The sequence below is a fragment of the Sulfitobacter sp. HNIBRBA3233 genome (assembly GCF_040149665.1).
In the GTDB taxonomy this organism is placed as follows: domain Bacteria; phylum Pseudomonadota; class Alphaproteobacteria; order Rhodobacterales; family Rhodobacteraceae; genus Sulfitobacter; species Sulfitobacter marinivivus.
In genome coordinates this window covers 1,147,643-1,167,443 of the sequence record NZ_JBEFLP010000001.1, presented here as the reverse complement: position 1 = coordinate 1,167,443, position 19,801 = coordinate 1,147,643, and the positions used below count along the sequence as shown (strand labels likewise).

General features: G+C 62.0%; 18 protein-coding genes. 14 read left to right on the top strand and 4 right to left on the bottom strand.

All coding sequences use genetic code 11. From position 1 onward, the window contains the following. The 13 genes from nuoG (at position 1) to ABMC89_RS05530 (ending at position 13,890) form a co-directional block, all read left to right on the top strand. Positions 1-2,016 carry an NADH-quinone oxidoreductase subunit NuoG gene (gene nuoG, locus ABMC89_RS05590; protein ID WP_349566046.1) on the top strand — a complete coding sequence of 672 codons (2,016 nt, stop codon included), beginning with the start codon at positions 1-3 and terminating at the stop codon, positions 2,014-2,016. Further along, on the top strand, positions 2,013-2,396 hold the full coding sequence (locus ABMC89_RS05585; RefSeq protein WP_349566044.1) for a YNQ4 family lipoprotein: 384 nt from the start codon (positions 2,013-2,015) through the stop codon (positions 2,394-2,396). Before nuoG ends, ABMC89_RS05585 begins: the two co-directional genes overlap by 4 nt. 9 nt (positions 2,397-2,405) lie before the next feature. Beyond that, positions 2,406-3,446 (top strand): NADH-quinone oxidoreductase subunit NuoH, encoded by a 1,041-nt coding sequence (nuoH, locus tag ABMC89_RS05580; RefSeq protein WP_349566042.1) that lies wholly within the window; start codon positions 2,406-2,408, stop codon positions 3,444-3,446. 1 nt (position 3,447) lies between these two features. Then, positions 3,448-3,942 carry an NADH-quinone oxidoreductase subunit NuoI gene (gene nuoI / locus ABMC89_RS05575; RefSeq protein WP_349566039.1) on the top strand — a complete coding sequence of 165 codons (495 nt, stop codon included), beginning with the start codon at positions 3,448-3,450 and terminating at the stop codon, positions 3,940-3,942. Continuing rightward, the gene (locus tag ABMC89_RS05570; protein ID WP_349566036.1) at positions 3,939-4,340 is read left to right on the top strand and encodes a carboxymuconolactone decarboxylase family protein; all 402 of its coding nucleotides are present in this window, start codon (positions 3,939-3,941) and stop codon (positions 4,338-4,340) included. Before nuoI ends, ABMC89_RS05570 begins: the two co-directional genes overlap by 4 nt. Next, positions 4,337-4,939: an NADH-quinone oxidoreductase subunit J gene (locus ABMC89_RS05565; protein WP_349566034.1), complete on the top strand. Its 603-nt coding sequence runs from the start codon at positions 4,337-4,339 to the stop codon at positions 4,937-4,939. Before ABMC89_RS05570 ends, ABMC89_RS05565 begins: the two co-directional genes overlap by 4 nt. Before the next feature lie 257 nt (positions 4,940-5,196). Continuing rightward, complete coding sequence (gene nuoK, locus ABMC89_RS05560; RefSeq protein ID WP_349566032.1) at positions 5,197-5,502, top strand: NADH-quinone oxidoreductase subunit NuoK; 306 nt, start codon at positions 5,197-5,199, stop codon at positions 5,500-5,502. A 4-nt stretch (positions 5,503-5,506) separates the two neighbouring features. Next, entirely contained in the window at positions 5,507-7,618 is a 2,112-nt protein-coding gene (gene nuoL / locus ABMC89_RS05555) for an NADH-quinone oxidoreductase subunit L (protein WP_349566030.1), read from the top strand. Then, positions 7,618-9,180 (top strand): NADH-quinone oxidoreductase subunit M, encoded by a 1,563-nt coding sequence (locus ABMC89_RS05550; protein WP_349566028.1) that lies wholly within the window; start codon positions 7,618-7,620, stop codon positions 9,178-9,180. The genes nuoL and ABMC89_RS05550 overlap by 1 nt, the downstream gene beginning before the upstream one ends. 11 nt (positions 9,181-9,191) lie before the next feature. Beyond that, entirely contained in the window at positions 9,192-10,631 is a 1,440-nt protein-coding gene (nuoN, locus tag ABMC89_RS05545) for an NADH-quinone oxidoreductase subunit NuoN (protein ID WP_349566026.1), read from the top strand. 57 nt (positions 10,632-10,688) lie between these two features. Beyond that, a complete protein-coding gene (locus ABMC89_RS05540) occupies positions 10,689-11,423 on the top strand; it encodes a biotin--[acetyl-CoA-carboxylase] ligase (protein ID WP_349566024.1) in 735 nt (244 codons plus the stop codon). 21 nt (positions 11,424-11,444) lie between these two features. After that, entirely contained in the window at positions 11,445-12,221 is a 777-nt protein-coding gene (locus ABMC89_RS05535; RefSeq protein ID WP_349566022.1) for a type III pantothenate kinase, read from the top strand. 1 nt (position 12,222) lies between these two features. Beyond that, positions 12,223-13,890: a ribonuclease J gene (locus ABMC89_RS05530; RefSeq protein ID WP_349566020.1), complete on the top strand. Its 1,668-nt coding sequence runs from the start codon at positions 12,223-12,225 to the stop codon at positions 13,888-13,890. Positions 13,891-13,977: 87 nt separating this feature from the next. On the opposite strand, the gene ABMC89_RS05525 is transcribed toward ABMC89_RS05530, so the two are convergent. The 3 genes from ABMC89_RS05525 to ABMC89_RS05515 form a co-directional block, all read right to left on the bottom strand. Beyond that, positions 13,978-15,516: a DEAD/DEAH box helicase gene (locus ABMC89_RS05525; protein ID WP_349566018.1), complete on the bottom strand. Its 1,539-nt coding sequence runs from the start codon at positions 15,514-15,516 to the stop codon at positions 13,978-13,980. A gap of 126 nt (positions 15,517-15,642) precedes the next feature. Further along, positions 15,643-16,593: a glycosyltransferase family 2 protein gene (locus ABMC89_RS05520; RefSeq protein ID WP_349566016.1), complete on the bottom strand. Its 951-nt coding sequence runs from the start codon at positions 16,591-16,593 to the stop codon at positions 15,643-15,645. After that, the gene (locus tag ABMC89_RS05515; RefSeq protein WP_349566014.1) at positions 16,593-18,206 is read right to left on the bottom strand and encodes a peptide chain release factor 3; all 1,614 of its coding nucleotides are present in this window, start codon (positions 18,204-18,206) and stop codon (positions 16,593-16,595) included. The genes ABMC89_RS05520 and ABMC89_RS05515 overlap by 1 nt, the downstream gene beginning before the upstream one ends. Positions 18,207-18,315: 109 nt before the next feature. On the opposite strand from ABMC89_RS05515, the gene ABMC89_RS05510 reads away from it, so the two are divergent. Further along, complete coding sequence (locus ABMC89_RS05510; protein WP_349566012.1) at positions 18,316-18,684, top strand: SnoaL-like domain-containing protein; 369 nt, start codon at positions 18,316-18,318, stop codon at positions 18,682-18,684. Positions 18,685-18,707: 23 nt separating this feature from the next. Here ABMC89_RS05510 and ABMC89_RS05505 read toward each other — a convergent pair whose 3' ends face one another. After that, positions 18,708-19,718, bottom strand: a complete 1,011-nt coding sequence (locus tag ABMC89_RS05505) for a Hint domain-containing protein (RefSeq protein ID WP_349566010.1) — start codon at positions 19,716-19,718, stop codon at positions 18,708-18,710. Positions 19,719-19,801 lie beyond the last annotated feature (83 nt).

Below are 19,801 nucleotides of genomic sequence, written 5' to 3'. Positions count from 1 at the left end.
ATGAGCGACCTACGCAAGATCATCATCGACGGGAACGAAGTGGAAGTGGACGGGGCGATGACCCTTATCCAGGCCTGTGAACAGGCCGGGATCGAGGTGCCGCGCTTCTGCTATCACGAGCGTTTGTCCATCGCGGGCAATTGCCGGATGTGTCTTGTGGAAGTCGTCGGCGGCCCGCCAAAACCCGCGGCATCCTGTGCCATGCAGGTGCGCGACCTGCGTCCGGGCAAGGACGGAGAGCCGCCGGTGGTGAAAACCAACTCGCCCATGGTCAAGAAGGCCCGCGAGGGCGTCATGGAGTTCCTGCTGATCAACCACCCGCTCGATTGCCCGATCTGCGATCAGGGCGGCGAATGCGATCTTCAGGATCAGGCGATGGCCTACGGCGTGGATTTTTCGCGCTACCGCGAACCCAAGCGCGCCACCGAGGATCTGGATCTCGGACCGCTGGTCGAGACCCATATGACGCGCTGCATTTCCTGCACCCGCTGCGTGCGTTTCACGACCGAGGTCGCGGGCATCAGCCAGATGGGCCAGACCGGCCGCGGTGAGGATGCCGAGATCACGGCCTATCTGGGCGAAACGCTCGACAGCAACATGCAGGGCAACATCATCGATCTGTGCCCCGTCGGTGCGCTGGTGTCCAAGCCCTACGCCTTCACCGCGCGTCCGTGGGAGCTGACCAAGACCGAATCAATCGATGTGATGGACGCACTGGGATCGAACGTGCGTGTCGACACCAAGGGCCGCGAAGTGATGCGGTTCCTGCCGCGCAACCACGACGGCGTGAACGAGGAATGGATTTCCGACAAGACCCGCTTTGTCTGGGACGGTCTGCGCCGCCAGCGGCTGGACAAACCCTATGTGCGCAAGAACGGCAAGCTGACAGCCGTCGAATGGCCCGAAGCGCTGGCTGCCGCGGCCGAAGCCATCAAGGGCAAGTCCGTGGCCGGTCTGGTCGGGGACCTTGCGCCCGTGGAAGCGGCCTATGCGCTGAAACAGCTGATCGAGGGGCAGGGCGGTGTCGTCGAATGCCGCACCGACGGGGCGAAACTGCCCGCCGGCAACCGCTCCGGCTATGTCGGGACGGCAGCGGTCGAGGATCTGGACACTGCGGAATCGGTCATGCTGATCGGGACCAATCCGGCGGTCGAGGCCCCTGTGCTGAACGCGCGCATCCGCAAGGCGTGGATCCGGGGCGCGAATGTGGGTGTCGTCGGTCCGAAGGTCGATCTGACCTATGACTATGACCATCTGGGCGACAGCCCAACGGTGCTTGACGATCTGGCCGGGCGTGACCACAGCGCGGTCGCGGACAAGCGGTCGGTGATCGTCGTCGGCATGGGCGCGCTTGCTCGCGAGGACGGCGCGGCCATTCTGGCGCAGGCCATGGCGTTGGCCGAGAGCACGAAATCGAAATTCATGGTGCTGCATACCGCTGCGGGCCGTGTCGGGGCCATGGACGTGGGGGCCACCACCGAAGGCGGCATTGCACAGGCGCTCGAAGCCGAGGTGATCTATAACCTCGGCGCCGACGAAGGTGACATTCCCGCAGGTCCCTTCGTGATTTATCAGGGCAGCCACGGTGACCGCGGGGCGCATCGCGCCGACATCATCCTGCCAAGTGCCGCCTATACCGAAGAGCCGGGCCTTTTCGTCAACACCGAAGGACGCCCGCAGATCGCACAGCGCGCCAGCTTTGCACCCGGTCAGGCCAAGGAAAACTGGGCCATCCTGCGCGCGTTGAGCGCTGAGCTGGAAGCCACGCTGCCCTACGACAGCCTTGCCGCGCTGCGCCGCGCGCTGGTGAAAGAGCACGCGCATCTGGGTCTTGTGGATGAAGTTGCCGAAAACGACTGGCAAGCGGAGGCGACCGGCAGCATCGATGCCGCACCGCTTCAGTATCCGGTCGCGGACTTCTATCTCAGCAACCCCATCGCGCGGGCGTCCGAGGTCATGGCCCGTCTGTCGGCCAACGCGAAAGCGCGCCGGACGGAGGCGATGGCGGCAGAGTGAAGCGTCTGGCCGCGATAGGGCTGCTGGCCCTCAGTGCGTGTGAACCGGCCCCGCCCACGGCAGAGGATTTCATCCCCGAGTACAAGGGGGTGGAAACCGTGCTTCTGGACGGGGATCTGGTGCAGTTCAACGTGGCGATGACCAAGGCGAGGGAGCCGGCGAACGTCGCGGCCTACGCCGAATGCGCCGCCGCGCAATATGCGCTTATCCGGGGCTACGGATTCGCAAGACATGTGCGCACAAATGTGGAAATCGAGGGTGGCATTTGGCGGGCCGATGCTGTTTACACAATCTCGCCAAGCCTCCCCCGGGGCTTGAAGACGATCGATGCCGAAGTGGTGACTGCCAATTGCCGCGAGAAGGGTATCCCGACGGTGTGAGGACCGAATATGGCTGATTTCTTTTTCAACACCACGCTGGGGGCGATCCTGCTGATCGTCGGACAGATTTTCCTCGTGGTGATCCCGCTTCTGGTGGCGCTTGCCTTCCTGATGTACGCGGACCGCAAGATCTGGGCCTCCGTGCAGCTGCGCCGCGGTCCGAACGTTGTGGGGGTCTACGGCCTGCTGCAATCCTTCGCGGATTTCGGAAAATATATCGTCAAGGAAATCGTCGTGCCCGCCGGGGCCGACAGGCCGGTCTTCTTCCTCGCGCCGATGATCAGCCTCGTGATGGCACTGGTCGCCTGGGCGGTGATTCCCTTCAATGACGGCTGGGTGCTGTCGGACATCAACGTGGCGATCCTCTTCGTCTTCGCGGTCTCTTCGCTCGAAGTCTACGGTGTGATCATGGGCGGCTGGGCGTCGAACTCCAAATATCCGTTCCTCGGCTCGCTGCGCTCCGCCGCGCAGATGATCTCTTACGAGGTCAGCATCGGCCTGATCATCATCGGCGTCATCATCTCGACCGGGTCGATGAACTTTTCGGGCATCGTCAACGCGCAGGACAGCGATTACGGGCTGCTGAGCTGGTACTGGCTGCCGCATTTCCCGATGCTGATCCTGTTCTTCATCTCGGCACTGGCCGAAACCAACCGCCCGCCTTTCGACCTGCCCGAGGCTGAATCGGAACTGGTCGCGGGCTATCAGGTCGAATATTCCTCCACGCCCTTCCTGCTGTTCATGATCGGTGAACTTGTCGCCGTGGTTCTGATGTGCGCGCTGATCTCGCTGATGTTCTTCGGCGGCTGGCTGTCGCCCATTCCGGGGCTGCCCGACGGGATCTTCTGGATGATCCTCAAGATGGGTCTGGTGTTCTTCATGTTCTCGATGATCAAGGCGATCACACCACGCTACCGCTATGACCAGCTGATGCGTCTGGGCTGGAAGGTCTTCCTTCCGTTCAGCCTTGTCTGGGTGGTTTTTGTGGCCTTTGCCGCCAAATTCGAATGGTTCTGGGGCATCTATGCCCGCTGGACCGTAGGAGGCTGATATGAGCTCTACCGACTATACACGCCACGCGAAGTACTTCCTGCTTCAGGATTTCTATCAGGGGATCAAGCTGGGCCTGAAGTACATGTTCAAGCCCAAGGCGACGCTGAACTATCCGCACGAGAAGGGGCCGCTTTCGCCGCGCTTCCGCGGAGAGCACGCGCTGCGCCGCTATCCCAACGGCGAAGAGCGCTGCATCGCGTGCAAGCTGTGCGAAGCGGTATGCCCTGCGCAGGCGATCACAATCGACGCCGAGCCGCGGATCGACGGCAGCCGCCGCACCACGCGCTATGACATCGACATGACCAAATGCATCTACTGCGGCTTCTGTCAGGAGGCCTGCCCGGTCGATGCCATCGTCGAGGGTCCCAACTTCGAATTTTCGACCGAGACCCGCGAAGAGCTGTATTACGACAAGGCAAAGCTGCTGGAGAACGGTGACCGCTGGGAAGCCGAGATCGCACGCAACCTCGAGATGGATGCACCCTACAGATGACCGATCCCATCAATCCTTTCGAGGCGCTGTTCAAGCAGGCGCAGGAGATGACCAAGGCGTTTCCTGCGATGGACGCGTTTTCGCCCAAGGTGTTCGAGGCGATGATGGGCACGATGCCGCGCGACATGATGGAAATGATGTTCGGCAACGGCGTCAACAAGGACGGGCTCGATGCGCGTACACGGCTGCTGCTGACGATCTCGGGGCTGACGATGCAGGGCGCGCAGAACGACACTGTCGTGCGCCAGACCGTGCGGCACGCGCTTGAGGCCGGGGCGACCCAGCAGCACATCAAGGAAACCATCGCGCAGACATCTGTTTTCGCCGGCATCCCCGCGATGACCCGTGCGATGGAGCTGGCCGGACAGGTCTTCGACGAGAAGGAGGATGACGCATGAGCGTTTTCGCATTCTATCTTTTTGCGATCAGCGTGGTGGCCGGTGGCCTCTTTACGGTGGTCAGCCGCAATCCCGTACACTCGGTGCTCTGGCTGATCCTTGCGTTCCTGTCATCTGCGGGGCTGTTCGTTCTGCTGGGCGCGGAATTCGTAGCGATGCTGCTGATCATCGTCTACGTCGGCGCGGTCGCGGTATTGTTCCTTTTCGTTGTGATGATGCTCGACGTGGATTTCGCCGAACTGAAGGCAGAGATGGCGAAATACATGCCGCTCGCGCTTCTGATCGGTCTGGTGATCCTGATGCAGTTCGTCATGGCCTTTGGCGCATGGGAAACCAACGCCGCCGCCGAAGGGTTGCGCGGACAGCCCACCGACCTTGCGGTCGAGAATACCGCGGCCCTGGGTCTGATGCTTTATGACGACTACTTCCTGCTGTTCCAGCTGGCAGGTCTGATCCTGCTGGTCGCCATGATCGGTGCGATTGTGCTGACGCTGCGCCACCGCGGTGACGTGAAGCGTCAGGATGTCGTGGCGCAGATGATGCGGGATCCGAAGAAGGCGATGGAGTTGCACGACGTGAAGCCCGGGCAGGGGCTTTAGAGAGAATTGGATCCCGCACCGCTGCCGGTGCGGGATCTTTTGAAAGGTCTGTCGCGTGTCGCTGGTGCCCAGCGGAACCGGCCGGACAACATGGAAGGACTAGGACTGTGTCACGCACGACAATCGTCGCCCTTGTGGTCATCTTGATCATACTTTTCGGCGGTTACAGTTTTCTCGGCTAGGCCCGTGAAACCCCGGTGGAAATCGGGAAGAACTAGGACTAAAAGCCCGGCAAACGGGTGCATTCGAGGGACGACATGATCGGACTGGAACATTATCTGACGGTAGCGGCGACGCTTTTCGTCATCGGCATCTTCGGGCTCTTTCTGAACCGCAAGAATGTGATCATCCTGCTGATGAGCATCGAATTGATGCTACTGGCGGTGAACATCAACTTCGTCGCCTTCTCCAGTTTCCTCGGGGATATGGTGGGGCAGGTCTATACCCTGTTCGTCCTGACCGTCGCAGCCGCCGAGGCCGCGATCGGCCTTGCCATTCTCGTCTGTTTCTTCCGCAACCGTGGCACGATCGCCGTGGAAGACGTCAACGTGATGAAGGGCTGAGATCATGGAAACCACGCTCCTTTTCGCCCCTCTGATCGGCGCGCTGATCTGCGGATTTTCGTGGAAGATCATCGGCGAAACCGCCGCCTGCTGGATCGCGACGGGCCTTTTGTTCCTGTCCGCGCTGCTCAGCTGGATCATCTTCCTGACCTTCGACGGCACGACCGAAACCATCCAGATCCTGCGTTTCATCGAAAGCGGCAGCCTGAGCACCGACTGGGCGATCCGCCTGGACCGGCTGACCGCGATCATGCTGATCGTGATCACCACGGTGTCGAGCCTCGTGCACCTCTACAGCTTCGGCTACATGGCGCATGACGATCACTTCGCCGAAGGGGTCAGCTACAAGCCGCGCTTCTTCGCCTATCTGTCGTTCTTCACCTTCGCGATGCTGATGCTGGTGACCTCCGACAACCTTGTGCAGATGTTCTTCGGCTGGGAAGGCGTCGGTGTGGCTTCGTACCTGCTGATCGGTTTCTATTACAAGAAACCCTCTGCAAACGCCGCCGCGATCAAGGCTTTCGTGGTCAATCGCGTGGGCGATTTCGGCTTCGCGCTGGGGATCTTCGGCCTGTTCCTGCTGACCGACAGCATCAACTTCTCCGACATCTTCGCGGCAGCGCCCGAGCTGGCGGAGACATCCATCCGCTTTTTGTGGACCGACTGGAACGCGGCGAACCTGATCGCCTTCCTGCTGTTCATCGGTGCGATGGGCAAATCGGCGCAACTTTTCCTGCACACATGGCTGCCCGATGCGATGGAAGGTCCGACACCCGTGTCGGCGCTGATCCACGCGGCGACGATGGTTACCGCCGGTGTGTTCCTCGTCTGCCGCATGTCCCCGGTGATGGAATTCGCGCCCGAGGCGATGATGTTCGTAACCGTGCTGGGGGCCACGACGGCCTTCGTCGCGGCGACCATCGGTCTGGTACAGACCGACATCAAGCGCGTGATTGCCTATTCCACCATGTCGCAGCTTGGCTACATGTTCGTGGCCGCGGGCGTGGGCATGTATTCGGCGGCGATGTTCCACCTGTTCACGCACGCCTTCTTCAAGGCGATGCTGTTTCTGGGCGCGGGCTCGGTCATTCATGCCATGCACCACGAGCAGGACATGATGAACTACGGCGGCCTGCGCAAGAAGATCCCCTATACGTTCTGGGCCATGATGATCGGCACGCTGGCGATCACCGGTGTGGGTATCCCTGTGTGGATCATCACGCTGGGCGAAATCCCCATCGGTTTCGCAGGCTTCCAGTCGAAGGACGCGATCGTGGAAAGCGCCTTTGCGGCGGGCTCCATGTACGGGTTCTGGATGCTGGTGATCGCGGCGCTTTTCACCAGCTTCTACAGCTGGCGGCTGATGTTCCTGACGTTCTACGGCACGCCGCGCGGCAACAAGCACACGCATGAGCACGCGCACGAAAGCCCGATGGTCATGCTGCTTCCGCTCGGTGTGCTGGCGCTGGGTGCCGCACTGGCGGGCATGGTCTGGTACAGTTCGTTCTTCGGCCACGTCGATCAGGTCGCGAAGTTCTACGGCGTGCCTTATGCCGAAGAAGGCCACGAGGGCGCAGAGAAAGTCGAAGGCGCCGAAGAGGCGAAGGAAGGCGGCGAGGGCGAGTATTCGTCCGAGCACCACTACATGTTCGCAGGCGAGCCCGGAGAGGGCGCACTCTATATCGCGCCGGACAACACGCTGCTGGATGACGCGCACAAGGTGCCCTACTGGGTCAAGACCTCGCCGTTCATCGCAATGCTTATCGGGTTTGCCACAGCGTGGCTCTTCTACATCAAGAACCCGTCGCTTCCCGGCCGGTTGGCCGATACGCAGCGGCCCTTGTACCTGTTCCTCAAGAACAAATGGTACTTCGACGAAGCCTATGACTTTATCTTCGTAGGGCCCGCCAAGGCCATCGGCCGCTTCCTGTGGAAGCGCGGCGACGGCAGCGTGATCGACGGGGGCCTCAACGGGCTCGCGCTGGGGATCGTGCCCTTCTTTACCCGCCTCGCAGGTCGCGCGCAGTCCGGCTATATCTTTACCTATGCCTTCGCCATGGTGATCGGGATCGCGGTCCTCGTCACATGGATGACGCTGAGCGGAGGAGCGAACTGATGGAAAACAATCTTCTTTCCATTGTCACCTTCATGCCCGCCTTCGCGGCCCTGATCCTGGCCGTGTTCCTGCGCGGCGAGGACGAAGCGGCGCAACGCAACGCAAAGTGGCTGGCGCTGATCACCACCACCGTGACGTTCATCGTGTCGATCTTCGTCTATCTCGAGTTCGACCCCTCGAATACCGAGTTCCAGATGGTGGACGAGGCCGAGTGGCTTCTGGGTCTGAGCTACCGGATGGGCGTTGACGGTATCTCTGTCCTGTTCGTCATGCTGACCACCTTCATGATGCCGCTGGTTATCGCCGCCAGCTGGGACGTGAAAACCCGCGTCAAGGAATACATGATCGCGTTTCTGGTGCTGGAAACGCTCATGCTGGGCGTGTTCATGGCACTGGATCTGGTGCTGTTCTACGTGTTCTTCGAGGCCTCGCTGATCCCGATGTTCCTGATCATCGGCATCTGGGGCGGTGCGAACCGCATCTATGCGTCGTTCAAGTTCTTCCTCTACACCTTCTTCGGGTCTGTGCTGATGCTGGTGGCCATGGTGGCGATGTTCGCGGATGCGGGCACCACCTGCATCGGCGGCTGTGATGTCAGCCTGCTGACACACCGCTTCGGGTCCGAGACGTTCAGCATCCTTGGGGTGCAGATTATCGGTGGCATGCAGACGCTGCTTTTCATCGCCTTCTTCGCCAGCTTTGCCGTGAAGATGCCGATGTGGCCGGTGCACACATGGCTACCCGACGCCCACGTTCAGGCGCCAACCGCCGGTTCCGTCGTGCTTGCGGCGATCCTGCTGAAAATGGGCGGTTACGGTTTCCTGCGGTTCTCGCTGCCGATGTTCCCGGTAGGGTCCGAGGTCGTCGGCCCGCTGATCCTGTGGCTGAGCGCGATTGCGATCGTCTACACCTCACTGGTGGCGCTGGTTCAGGAAGACATGAAGAAGCTGATCGCCTATTCCTCGGTCGCGCATATGGGTTTCGTGACCATGGGCATCTTCGCCACCAACCAGCAGGGTCTGGACGGGGCGATCTTCCAGATGATCAGCCACGGTTTCATTTCGGGGGCGCTGTTTCTGTGCGTGGGCGTGGTCTATGACCGGATGCACACCCGCGACATCGACGCCTACGGCGGCCTGGTCAACCGGATGCCGGTCTACGCGCTGATCTTCATGCTGTTCACCATGGCGAACGTCGGTCTGCCCGGCACATCGGGGTTCGTGGGTGAATTCCTGACGCTGATGGCGATCTTCCAGGTCAACACCTGGGTGGCCGTGGTGGCGACCTCGGGTGTGATCTTCTCGGCGGCCTATGCGCTATGGCTCTACCGCCGCGTGGTGATGGGCGACCTGATAAAGGAAAGCCTGAAGACCATCACTGACATGACATCGCGCGAGCGTTGGATTTTTGCACCGCTGGTGGCGATGACGCTGCTGCTCGGGGTCTATCCTGCGCTGGTGCTCGACACGATCGGGCCTTCCGTCGCCGCACTGGTGGATTCATACGACACGGCTGTCGCCGCGGCCGAGGCCGCATCGCAGACCGCCGAAGCCCAGAACTAAGGTATCCCAAGATGAGCAATGACCTCTTCCAGATCCTGCCCGAAATCATCCTCGCGGGCTTCGCGCTTGCCGGTTTGATGTTCGGGGCCTATTTCGGCAAGGACGCCATCGCCCGGCCGCTTTTGTGGCTGACGGCGGCGCTGCTGGTGGTGCTGGCCGTCGTGATCGGCACGGGTGCCAACAGCACGGTCGAAGCGTTCGGCGGGATGTTCATCAACGACGGCTTCGCACGGTTCGCCAAGATCACCATCCTCGTTTCCGCCGCCGCTGTCCTGTTGATGAGCGAAGGCTACATGCAGGAACGTGGTCTGTTGCGGTTCGAATATCCCGTGCTGGTATCCCTGAGCGTTGTCGGCATGATGATGATGGTCTCTGCGGGCGATCTGATGGCGCTCTACATGGGGCTCGAACTGCAGTCGCTGGCGCTTTATGTCGTGGCATCGCTGCGGCGCGACAGCATCAAATCGACCGAGGCGGGGCTGAAGTACTTCGTTCTTGGCGCGCTCAGCTCGGGCCTGCTGCTCTACGGTGCATCGCTGGTCTACGGCTACGCCGGCACCACGCTGTTTTCGGGGATTATCACGACCGCGCAGTCGGGTGAGACATCGATCGGGCTGCTTTTCGGTATCGTGTTCCTGATTTCGGGCATGGCGTTCAAGGTTTCGGCAGTGCCGTTCCACATGTGGACACCCGATGTCTACGAAGGGTCGCCCACACCGGTCACCGCTTTCTTCGCGACCGCTCCCAAGGTCGCCGCGATGGCATTGTTCGCGCGGGTCTTGCACGATGCCTTCGGCGGTGCCGTGGGCGACTGGCAGCAGATCATCGCGCTGTTGTCCGTGCTGTCGATGTTCCTCGGCGCTGTCGCGGCGATCGGACAGACCAACATCAAGCGCCTGATGGCCTTCTCCTCGATTGCCCACATGGGCTATGCGCTGATGGGTCTCGCTGCCGGTACCGCATTCGGCGTGCAGGCGATGCTGATCTACATGGCGATCTATGTCACGATGAACGTCGGTGTCTTTGCCTTCATCCTGCTGATGCGCAAGGACGATGCGCCGGTGGTGGAAATTTCGTCGCTGAACCTCTACGCGCGCAGCCATCCGGGCCGCGCGGCGGCGCTGCTGGTGCTGATGTTCAGCCTCGCGGGCGTGCCTCCGTTCCTTGGGTTCTTCGCCAAGCTCTATGTGCTGCGGGCGGCCTACGACGGTGGTCTTGCATGGCTGGCCATCGCGGGGGTGATCGCCTCGGTGATCGGCGCGTTCTACTACTTGCGGATCGTATTCTACATGTACTTCGGCGAAGAGCGCAGCGACGGGTTGGACCAGAACCGCGGCGGTCTTCTGGGCGGTTTCCTGATCGCATCCGCGGTGATCATGGTTGTCGGCATCATCAACATGTTCGGGGTCGAGGGCGCGGCTGCGCTGGCGGCCGAGACACTTGTCAACTAAGGCACGGGTCCGGGCGAAGACCGGGCTTCGCTGCCTTTGCGTGGGATAGGTGCTGCGTTGAGGAGCTGGCCACAGGGATACGCGCGCCACGTTTTCGACAGCCTCGATTCAACGCTTGCCGAGGCGGCGCGCATGGTATCCGATCTGCGCGGGCCCGCGTGGATCATGGCGGAGGAACAGACCGCAGCGCGGGGCCGCCGGGGCCGGGCATGGGCGACACCGCGTGGAAATTTCGCCGGAACCGTTGTTCTGCCGATGCCCGCCGATCCCACACAGGCCGCCTTGCGCAGTTTCGTCGCCAGCCTTGCCCTGCGCGACGCCTGTATCGAGGTCACGGGTCAAAGCGATCCGTTTGCGTTGAAGTGGCCCAACGATGTTCTGCTCTACGGTGGCAAACTCGCCGGTATCCTGCTTGAAACTCTCGGTGCCCATCTGGTGATCGGCATCGGTGTCAATTTGGCTCATGCCCCTGATCCGTCCGAAGTCGAGGCGGGTGCCCTGCGACCTGTGTCGCTTGCGGGGGAGCTTGGCGTTGATGTCTCTGCCCGCGACTTGCTCGACCCGCTGGCCGCAGCCTTCGCACGGTACGAAGAACAGTTTCAGGTTTATGGGTTCGGGCCGATCCGCAGCGCGTGGCTGGCACAGGCAGCGCGGCTGGGCGAGGTCGTGACAGCCCGGACCATGCGCGACAGCTCCGAAGGGGTGTTCGAAGATGTCGATGAAGCTGGCAATCTGATCCTGCGCACGGCAAAAGGGCGCGTGGCTATTGCAGCCGCGGATGTGTATTTCTGATCCCAGAGAAGGGGACAGCCGATGCTTTTGGCGATTGATTGCGGCAACACCAACACGGTCTTTTCGATTTGGGACGGGACCGAATTTATCGCGACCTGGCGGACGGCAACGGAATGGCAGCGCACGGCGGACCAGTATTACGTCTGGCTGTCGACCCTGATGAAACTGCAAAAGATCGAGGCAGAGATCACCGACGTGATCGTGTCGTCCACGGTGCCGCGTGTGGTGTTCAACCTGCGTGTGCTGTCGGACCGGTATTTCAATACGCGCCCCATTGTGGTGGGCAAACCCGAATGCGCGCTGCCGGTTGCGGTGCGCGTGGACGAGGGCACGGCTGTCGGGCCCGACCGGCTGGTCAACACGGTTGCGGGCTATGACATCTACGGCGGCGATCTGATCATCGTGGATTTCGGCACGGCGACGACCTTCGACGTGGCCGACACCGATGGCGCCTATGTGGGCGGGGTGATCGCACCGGGTGTGAACCTGTCGCTGGAGGCGTTGCACGCCGCCGCCGCAGCCTTGCCGCATGTCGATATCTCGAAACCACAGCAGGTTGTCGGCACGAATACCGTGGCCTGCATGCAATCCGGCATCTTCTGGGGTTACATCGGGCTCGTTCGTGAGATATGTGCCCGGATCAAAGCAGAGCGTGCGCGCGACATGCGCGTGATCGCCACAGGCGGGCTGGCACCGTTGTTTCAGCAAGCCGAAGCCTTATTTGATGACTATCAAGATGACCTGACAATGCACGGCCTGACCGTGATCCATAAGTATAACAAGGAATTAGCTGAATAATATGAGCAGCGAACGTTTGATCTACCTTCCCCTCGGCGGGGCGGGTGAAATTGGTATGAACGCATATGTCTACGGATATGGCGCCCCCGACAAGGAGCGCCTGATCGTCGTGGATATCGGCGTGGCCTTTCCCGACATGGATACCACGCCCGGCGTGGACCTGATCATTGCCGATATCGATTGGCTGGTAAAGCGCAAGGACCGCATCGAAGCGGTATTCGTCACCCACGCGCACGAAGACCACGTGGGCGGCATCGCCCACACCTACGACCGTTTGCAGGCGCCGATCTACGCGCGCCGGTTCACGGCCAATATCGCGCAGCGCAAGATGGACGAATACGGCCATCCCGATGACGCGATCCGCACGGTCGGCATCTTTCCCCATCAGGTCGATGCCGGACCGTTCAAGGTGGGCTTCCAGCCGATCTCCCACTCGATCCCCGAAAGCTCGGCTTTGGTGATCGACACGCCCGCGGGCCGTATCGTTCACTCGGGCGACTTCAAGGTCGACCTGACCCCCGGCGTGGGCGAACCTTTCGATCCCGCTGCTTTCGAGGAGATCGCCAAGGACGGGATCAAGGCGCTGGTGTGTGACAGTACCAACGTCTTCTCGCCGGAGGCAGGGCGTTCCGAGGCGGTTCTGTCGCCTGCGATCGAGGAATTGGTCTCTGGTGCGTCAGGTATGGTCATTGCGACGACCTTCGCATCGAATGTTGCACGGGTGAAAACCCTTGCAGTGGCGGCTGAACGGGCAGGTCGGTCGATCGTGCTGATGGGCCGCGCGATGAAACGCATGGTCGAGGCCAGCGTCGAGGCAGGCGTGCTGACGGATTTCCCCAGCACGATCAGCCCCGAACAGGCCCGTGATGTGCCGCGCGAGAACCTGATGCTGCTGGTTACCGGCAGCCAGGGGGAACGCCGCGCGGCGTCCGCGCAGCTGGCGCGCGGCAAGTATCAGGGCATCGAGCTGAAAGAGGGCGACCTGTTCCTGTTCTCGTCCAAGACGATCCCGGGCAATGAGAAGGGTGTCATCGCGATCATAAACGCGCTGTCCGAAAAAGGCGTCGATGTGGTCGACGACAGTTCGGGCAAGTATCACGTGTCGGGCCACGCCAACCGTCCCGATCTGGAGACGCTGCACGACATCCTCAAGCCGCAAGTCCTGATCCCGATGCACGGGGAGCACCGCCACCTGCGCGAGCATGTGAAGATCGCGGACGGCAAGGGCATCACCGGCGTTCTGGCCGTGAACGGGATGATGATAGACCTGTCCGGCAACGCGCCCAAGGTTGCCGAATATGTCGAGACCGGGCGCACCTATCTGGACGGATCGGTGCAGGTCGGCGCGCTGGACGGCGTGATCCGCGACCGGATCCGCATGGCGCTGAACGGGCATATGACCGTGACCGTGCTGCTGGATGAAGAGGACGAACCTCTGGGCGACCCTTGGGTCGACACCATGGGTCTGGCCGAAACCGGTGTGAGCAAGGCGAGCCTTGCCGAAGTGGTCGAGCACGATCTGAGCCAGTGGCTGGGCCGGGCAGGGGCGAAAACCCTGCGCGACGACGACGCGCTGAACGATGGTCTGAAAAAGGTCGCGCGCCAGTCCGCACAGAACGAGATCGGCAAGAAACCCGAAGTGACGGTTGTGGTCAGCCGCCTGAGCTGACCCGCCACCACGTGGTTGAGACGAAAAACCGCCCGGTGCGTAAAGCGCCGGGCGGTTTTTTCTGCGACTGCGTCTGGAGGGGCGTTGTCAGTCCTTGGGGCGCTCGTCGAAGCTGAGTTCGATGAAGGTCGGCGTGTGATCGCCAAGGCCCACAACACGGTTGTTTCCGCCCTGATTGCCGTTGTCGCCCCGTCCGCGGTTGCCCCCGCGCCCGGAACGTCCGCGGCCGGAGGACCGGTCATCGCGCTCCCGTGCAGCCGGTGCCGGCGTCTCGGATTGCTCCGCGGGTTTCGCGGTGTTTTCTTCCGGCGCAGTCTTTTCTGGCGCTTCCTTGGGGGTTTCGGCTGCGGGCCCGTCGGTTTTCACCTCCGCCGCCTCGTCCTTCGGCTTGCGACGGCTGCGCGTGCGTTTTGGCTTCTCGCGGGGCTCCTCGCTGGCCTCCGGCTGCGCCTGCGGCCGCTCCTCGCCCTTTTTGCCGCCAAGCGGGTCATCAAGGCGCGGTATTTCCTTCTGCACCAGACGCTCGACGTCCTCGAGGTTCTTCTCGTCGCGCGGCACACAGATCATGATCGCCTTGCCGTCACGGCCCGCGCGGCCGGTCCGGCCGATGCGGTGCACGTAGTCTTCGGCGTGGCTGGGCACATCGAAGTTGAAGACGTGGCTGACCGCAGGCACGTCGAGCCCGCGCGCGGCCACATCAGAGGCCACGAGAAACCGCAGATCGCCCGCGCGGAAACCGTCGAGCGTGCGTGTGCGCTGGCTCTGGTCCAGATCGCCGTGGATCGGCGCGGCATCGTAGCCGTATTTCTTCAGCGACTTCGCCACCGTATCCACGTCCAACTTGCGGTTGCAGAAGATGATCGCGTTCGTGCACTTGTCGCCTTCGGCGTCGATCAATGCGCGCAACACCTTGCGCTTTTCCGTCGCCTCGCGGTCCTTGCGGGACGCTTTGAACATCAGCACGCCCTGGGTGATGTTTTCCGAGGTCGTGGCCTGACGTGCAACTTCGATGCGCGCGGGATTGCTGAGGAAGGTATTGGTGATGCGTTCGATTTCGGGCGCCATTGTCGCCGAGAAGAACAGCGTCTGGCGGGTGAAGGGCACCAGACCGAAGATCCGTTCGATATCGGGGATGAACCCCATGTCCAGCATCCGGTCCGCTTCGTCGACCACCATGACTTTGACGTCATTGAGGATCAGCTTGCCGCGCTCGAAATGGTCGAGCAGACGACCGGGGGTCGCAATCAGGACGTCGACGCCCTTGTCGATCGCGGCATCCTGTTCCTTGAACGAAACACCGCCGATCAGCAGTGCCTTCGTCAATTTGACGTGTTTGGAATAGGTATCGAAGTTTTCGGCCACCTGTGCGGCGAGTTCGCGGGTCGGGCAGAGCACCAGACTGCGCGGCATCCGCGCCCGCGCGCGTCCACGGGCAAGTGCCGTTATCATGGGAAGCGTGAAGCTGGCGGTTTTGCCAGTACCGGTCTGGGCGATGCCCAGAACGTCGCGCCCTTCGAGGGCGGGGGGAATGGCACCTGCCTGAATCGGCGTTGGCGTTTCGTATCCTGCTTCGAGGATCGCCTTGAGTACCTTTGGATTAAGGTTTAGATCGCTGAATTTCGTCATATATGTCCGTATGTTGCGGACACTGACTTGGCCCGCTGCGCCACGCGTGCCGGCCCGCATGGCCCCAAGCGGCGAATATCGCCACGACACGTCTGAAGTCGCACTTATCAACTTCGCCCAGTGGCGTCAAATCTTTGCACTGTCAGGAAAATGTTTCGCCAGCACTGTGTCGAAATCGATGCGCGTGGTCAGCAGAAGCCCATGCGCCGCAAGGCGCGCGCGCAGGTCTTCGCTGTCGGTGCAGACCTCGTCGAAGAAACGGCGCAAACCGTCCTCTCCGGAGTCCTCGACGATGATCGAAAAGAGTTCGTGCACGGTGATACCGCCGCGGTCGCGCGGGCGCGCGGGCCCCAGATCGGCCCGGTAGGCACCACGGCTGAAGCGGTAGTCATACTGCGCGCGCCAGCTGTCCCAGTCGGGGGCGTGGAAATGGGCGAGGTGCAGATCGTCGATCTCGACATGGCCGGGGTTCATTTCCTCGCCCAGAAAGACATTGTGGATGCGGAATTTGACTGGCCCGAGGCCGGTCCGGCAGAACACCTTGCCCGCAATATGGCTGAGAAAGCCGCCTTTCAGGTGGGCGCCGAATTCCGGGTAGAGACTGGCCACGATACGTTCACGCTGTTTGCCTGCGGGGATGAACATCTTGAAGGCCGCATCGCGCGCCACGTCGGAGCCAGCGAGCAGTTCCATCGGGCGCGTGCGGGCCGACAGCACATCGGCGGGAAGGTCGGACAGGTACGACGCCACCGGCTGGTCACTGACCAGAAATTCATCCGCATCCAGATGCACCAGCCAGTCGACATCATCCGCGCGGGCGTAGGCGTGCGTCGCGTTGAAGGTCTGCCGCGACTGGTGCGCGTCGGGGCGTTTGCCGTGCTGGCGCTGCCAGTAGCCGTCATCGCAGCGCCGCACGCGGCATTTGGGGTGGTCGCGCAGTGCCGCCTGCGCCGCAGGGTTGGCATCGTCGAGATAGACCGTAACACGGTGCGCCCCCGCCTCCAGATGCCACGCGGCCCACCGCAGGATCGACGCCGCCGGCGCCTTGATGGTGGAGACGACGCCCCACGTCTGCATCAGACCATCATTTCCTTCGTGGCGGTCAGCTTCACGTCCGGATAATCGCGGTCGACGCGGTCGATATCCCATTGCAGGCGGGTCAGGTAGACAACGTCGCCGTCATGGTCATGGGCGATATGCTGCTTGTTGGCCTCGGTAAACTTGTCCACGGCGGCACGGGTGCCGTTGACCCAGCGCGCCGAGGTGAATTGCGACGCTTCAAACCGCACCGGAAGGCCGTATTCCAGCTCGATCCGGCTTGCCAGCACTTCGAACTGCAACTGCCCGACGACGCCCACGACAAAGCCCGACCCGATCGCCGGTTTGAAGACCTTGGCGGCGCCTTCCTCGGCGAATTGCATCAGCGCTTTTTCCAGATGCTTGGCCTTCATCGGGTCACCGGCACGCACGCCCTGCAAAAGTTCGGGCGCGAAGGAAGGAATGCCCGAGACGCGCAGGGCCTCGCCCTCGGTCAGGGTGTCGCCGATGCGCAACTGCCCGTGGTTGGGAATGCCGATGATGTCGCCGGCCCATGCCTCTTCGGCCAGTTCACGGTCAGCGGCAAGGAACATCACCGGATTGGTGATCGACATCGGTTTCTTGCTGCGCACATGCGTCAGCTTCATGCCGCGCTCGAAATGGCCGGAGGCAAGACGCACAAAGGCCACGCGGTCGCGGTGTTTGGGGTCCATGTTGGCCTGCACCTTGAAGACGAAGCCCGCGACCTTGTCCTCTTCGGGCAGGATCTGGCGCGGTACCGCGCTCTGGATCTGGGGTTCCGGCCCGAAACGCGCGATGCCTTCCATCAATTCCTTCACCCCGAAGCTGTTGATCGCCGATCCGAACCAGATCGGCGTCAGCGATCCTTCGGCCATCAGCTCCGCATCGAGCGGGGGCATCAGTTCGCGCACCATCTCGAGGTCTTCGCGCAGTTTCTCCAGCAGGTCGGCGGGCACGTGCTTTTCCAGCTTGGGATCATCGAGTCCGTTGATCTCGATCGATTCTGCGACCTTGTTGCGGTCTGCGCGGTCCATCAGTTCCAGCCTGTCGCGCAGGATATCGTAGCATCCCAGAAAATCGCGGCCCACGCCGATGGGCCAAGAGGCCGGCGTCACGTCGATAGCGAGGTTTTGCTGGATTTCGTCGATGATCTCGAACACATCGCGGCTTTCGCGGTCCATCTTGTTACAGAAGGTCAGGATCGGCAGATCGCGCATGCGGCAGACTTCGAACAGCTTCTGGGTCTGGCTTTCCACACCCTTGGCGCCGTCGATCACCATCACCGCCGCGTCCACCGCCGTCAGCGTGCGGTAGGTATCTTCGGAGAAATCCGAGTGGCCGGGCGTGTCGACGAGGTTGAACCGGTAGGTGTTGGTCTTGGTGGTGAAGTCGAAGGACATCGCCGAGGCCGAAACCGAAATGCCGCGGTCTTTCTCCATCGCCATGAAATCGGACCGTGTGCGCCGCGCCTCGCCCTTGGCGCGGACCTGTCCGGCCATCTGGATCGCCCCGCCGAACAGCAGGAATTTCTCCGTCAGCGTGGTCTTGCCGGCGTCGGGGTGGCTGATGATCGCGAACGTGCGGCGACGGGCGATTTCAGGGGGAAGCGGAGGGCGATTTGTGTCAAGCATGGGCATCCGTATAGGGGCTGCAGCGGGACGGCGCAATCTGGCGCTTGCATCGAATCGAGGTGCGGCGCACGATAGGAACATTGGGTGAACAATTCGGAGGGCGCGGGCGATGACCCTGCTGGAGATTGCGCAAGAGCTTGTCGCGGGCTGCCGCGAAGGGCGCGAGATGGAAAACCTCGACCGGCTGTATGCAGCCGACGCCGTATCGGTGGAGCCTAACGATATGGGCGGGCAGTCCCGCATCACGCAGGGGCTGGAGGGGATCAGGGCCAAGCATGAATGGTTCGAAAACGCGATGACCGATGTCGCGGTCGAAGCCTCCGATCCGATGCTGCACGGTGACGACCGCTTTGCGGTACGCTTTCACGGTGAGATGACGGAAAAGGCAAGCGGCACCACGATGCCGATGGACGAAATCGCGGTCTATCACGTGGCGAACGGCAAGATCGTGCGCGAAGAGTTCTTCTATAACGAATAGCCCGGAGCGGGCGGACCTATCGGCTAGCGGCTTGATGCTTTCTTCAGAAGCTCCGCGGCATCCGGACGTTTCAGCAGCTTTTCCTGAACGTCCAGTCCCGCGTGCGGCAGGTCCGAATGGCCTGGGATGACCTCTCCCAAGGCCTGTGACAGATCCTGCGGAAGGACCGGACGCGTGCGGCTGTCGATCAGCATCGATTCCGCCGCGATCCCTTCGGCATAGATGATCTGGTGGCTGTCGAACAGCAGCTGGAAGTAATCCACATAGCCGCCTTGCAGGACCGTGACGCTGTCGCCGTTCACAAGGTGGCGTGCCTTTACCAGTAATTCGGCGCGGCCCGCACCCAACTCGTCCGTGCGCTGGTAGATGAACAGCCGGTGGTCGGGGCTGACGATCAGGTCGCCCGAGTTGTTCAGCGTTCCCGCCGCAATGCGGATCGGGGCGAATTCGCCGACCGCGCGGGCGGTGGAATGACCGATCCAGCGCAGCGGTTGCACGCCGTCATCGCGGGTCAGGACACGGTCCCCGACTTTCAGCTGTTCGACCGGGCATTGCGCGCCGGAGGCAAGGGTGATCTGCGTCCCGCGGGTAAAGCTGACGCAGGCGACCTGCGCGAACTTATGCTGCGCGCCCTCGCGGTCGATGCCCACAAGGCGCATTTCCTGCTTGGGGCTGAGCGCGTTCAGCGGCATCAGGTAAATTTCGGTGACCGCGCCTGCGTCGTCGACTTCCACCAGCAACAGCGCATCGAGCGCGGTGCCCTCGTAGGTCATGAACAGCAGCGCGGAATCGAGATGCAGCACAGCGCCCGGCGTGCCGATACCGGTATCGTGGCCGATGGTGAAACTGCGCCCGTCGCGGGCGACCAGCGACAGGCGCGCGGGCTCGGATCCGAAACCAAGTTCATAGACGTCATCGAGGATCAGCTCGTTCGCGAAAGAGATCAGATCGCCCACGTTCGCCCCGTCCGTCGCGCGGATCTGCGCGGCGACGTAGACCGGTACGCTTTGCGATGACGGGGTGCCGATTGACATGCTCTGACCTCTGCGGGTGTGTTGCCAGCACGCTAGCCTAGGATTGTGGCGATCCGCGGTCAACGGGGCGGTCTTTTGCTGGC